The sequence below is a fragment of the Variovorax sp. 01T439_2 genome, assembly GCF_056398445.1.
Genome location: NZ_JBFTPJ010000746.1, coordinates 1 through 2981, shown reverse-complemented (window position 1 = coordinate 2981; position 2981 = coordinate 1). Strand labels below are relative to the sequence as shown.

The following is a 2981-nucleotide window of genomic DNA, read 5'->3' as shown; positions in this document are numbered from 1 at the left end:
CACGTAGACCGTCTGGAATTCGAGGTTGTACGGCTTGTTGGAGGTCTTGCCGACACCGGTCATGTTGCGAGTGACGACTGCGGGAATGCTGACTTTGATCATGGTGGCTCCTAGAATTGCTACTCAATGTGAGTAGTGCAACGGAGCCTAGAACTACTCACCTTGAGTAGCAAGCAATTTTTTATACTTACTCAGCTTGAGTAGCTTCTACACAACATGAGGAATCGCCGCATATGCAAACAACCATGAACCTGCTAGAGACGGCCCTGAAGGTCGAGGCCATCCCGACCTGGACAAAGAAACTCGGCCTTTCTGCACAGGCGCTCTACAACGCCCGTGATCGCGGTCATCTCTCCCCTGCCATCGCCGGAGCCCTCGCCGAAGAACTCGGCCAGGACGCAAAAGAGTGGATCGTGGTCGCCGCGCTTGAGTCAGAAAGAGACAGCGCCTGCAAAACCCGCATGGTCAAGCGAATGGGAAAGGTTTTGATGTTGTAATTTGTAGATGACTTCCCGCTTTCGTCACGTCGCGCTGATCGGCAAATACCAGGCTTCAGGCGCCCGGGCGCAGGCCGATGCCCGCGACGGCGTGATGGAAGATATCGGCGCCTTCCTGGAATCGCAAGGGTGCGAGGTCTTCGTCGAAAAATCGGCGGCCGAGGAGGCCGATGCGGACGCCAGCGTCGGCGGCCGCTACCAGCCACTGAGCGTCGAGGAAATCGGCCAGCGCTGCGATCTGGGCCTGGTGGTGGGAGGCGACGGCACCATGCTGGGCATCGGCCGGCAACTCGCCTGCTACGGCATTCCGCTGATCGGCATCAACCGCGGCCGGCTCGGTTTCATCACCGACATTCCGCTGGACAACTACCAGGCCACGCTGATTCCCATGCTGGCCGGCGAATACGAGGAAGACCACCGCAGCCTCATGCATGCGCAGGTGATGCGCGACGGCGCCTCGGTCTTCGATGCGCTGGCAATGAACGACGTGGTGGTCAACCGCGGCGCCACCTCGGGCATGGTCGAGCTGCGCGTTTCGGTGGGCCGGCATTTCGTGGCCAACCAGCGCGCCGACGGCCTGATCATCGCTTCGCCCACGGGTTCGACGGCCTATGCGCTCTCGGCCGGCGGGCCGCTGCTGCATCCGGCGGTGCCGGGCTGGGTGCTGGTGCCCATCGCGCCGCACACGCTGTCGAACCGCCCCGTGCTGCTGCCCGACGCCGACGAGATCGTGATCGAACTGGTGGCGGGGCGCGACGCCAGCGCCAATTTCGACATGCAGTCGCTGGCCTCGCTCGCGATCGGCGATCGCGTGGTGGTGCGCCGCTCCGACTTCCGCGTGCGCTTTCTGCACCCGCGCGGCTGGAGCTATTTCGACACGCTGCGCAAGAAACTTCACTGGAACGAAGGGGGCTCCTGAAATGGCGCTGCGACGCATCGCATTGCGCGACTTCGTGATCGTGCGATCACTCGAACTCGACCTGTCGGCAGGCTTCACGGTATTGACCGGCGAGACCGGCGCGGGCAAGTCGATACTGATCGATGCGCTCCAGCTGGCGCTCGGCAACCGGGCCGACGCGGGCGCGGTGCGCGAAGGCGCCGAACGGCTCGACGTCAGCGCCGAATTCGATGCCGACCCGGCACTCGCGGCCTGGCTCGACGAGGGCGGCTTCGAAAACGGCGACGCCCTGCTGCTGCGCCGCACCGTCGACCTGCAGGGCCGCAGCCGCGGCTGGATCAACGGCAGCCCGGCCACCGCCACCCAGCTGCGCGAACTCGGCGACCGCCTGCTCGACATCCACGGCCAGCACGCATGGCAGAGCCTGACGCGCCCCGAGGCCGTGCGCGGCCTGCTCGACGCCTACGCCGGCGTGCGCACCGATGCGCTGGACGCGGCCTGGCAGCACTGGCGCCAGGCGCTTTCCGCACTCGACCATGCGCGCTCGGCGCAAGACTCGCTGCTGCGCGAACGCGAGCGGCTGCAATGGCAGATCGCCGAGGTCATGAAGCTGGCGCCGGCCGAAGGCGAGTGGGAAGAGCTTTCGACCCAGCACGCGCGCGTCTCCAATGCGCAGGCACTCATCGACGCGGCGCAGGGCGCGAGCCAGGCGCTCGAAGACGACGACAGCGGCGCGCTCGCCGCGCTGTCGCGCGCCGTCACCCTGCTGCAGAACTGCGAGCACATCGAGCCCGAATTCCGCGCCCTCGGCGAAGTGCTGGCCTCCAGTGTCGCCCAGGCTTCCGATGCCGCCCACACGCTGCACGGCTACCTGCGCGACGCCGAGGCCGATCCGCAGCGGCTGGCCGAACTCGACGAGCGCATGGGACTGTGGATGTCGCTCGCGCGCCGCTACAAGCGCACGCCGGACGACCTGCCGGCGCTCCTGGCCGGCTGGCAGGCCGAACTGCAAGCGCTCGATGCGCAGAGCGATCTCGCAGGCCTGGAGCGCGCCGAACAAGGCGCGCAGCAGGCCTACATGAAGGAAGCCAAGGCGCTCGCCAAGGCGCGCAAGCTGGCCGCCCCGCGGCTGGCCGAGGCGGTCACGCAGGCGATGCAGGGGCTCGGCATGCAGGGCGGGCGCTTCGAGGTCGAGCTGCTGCCGCTGGCGCAGCCGGGCCGCGCGGGTCTCGAAGACGTCGCCTTTCTCGTGAGCGGCCATCCCGGAAGCACGCCGCGCCCCATCGGCAAGGTGGCTTCGGGCGGCGAGCTCTCGCGCATCGCGCTGGCCATTGCGGTCACGACCAGCCAGCTCGGCGCCGCGCAGACGCTGATCTTCGACGAGGTCGATGCCGGTGTCGGCGGGGCCGTGGCCGAGACCGTGGGCCGGCTCATGAAGCAGCTCGGGCGCGATCGCCAGGTGCTGGCGGTCACCCACCTGCCGCAGGTTGCCGCCTGCGCCGACCACCACCTGGTGGTGGCCAAGCGCCAGACGACGGCAGCCGGCCAGGACGGCCCGCGCACCGAAGGACGGCCCGCGCACCGAA

Annotated in this window: 3 protein-coding genes; all 3 read left to right on the top strand. The window is 67.5% G+C overall.

All coding sequences use genetic code 11. From position 1 onward, the window contains the following. The first annotated feature begins 245 nt into the window (after positions 1 to 245). Positions 246 to 497 (top strand): hypothetical protein, encoded by a 252-nt coding sequence (locus AC1DOC_RS27050; RefSeq protein ID WP_478130863.1) that lies wholly within the window; start codon positions 246 to 248, stop codon positions 495 to 497. 7 nt (positions 498 to 504) lie between these two features. Beyond that, entirely contained in the window at positions 505 to 1416 is a 912-nt protein-coding gene (locus AC1DOC_RS27045) for an NAD kinase (RefSeq protein ID WP_018906749.1), read from the top strand. Position 1417: 1 nt separating this feature from the next. Further along, positions 1418 to 2981: DNA repair protein RecN (gene recN, locus AC1DOC_RS27040; RefSeq protein WP_478130862.1), on the top strand; the 1564-nt coding region annotated here is incomplete at its 3' end.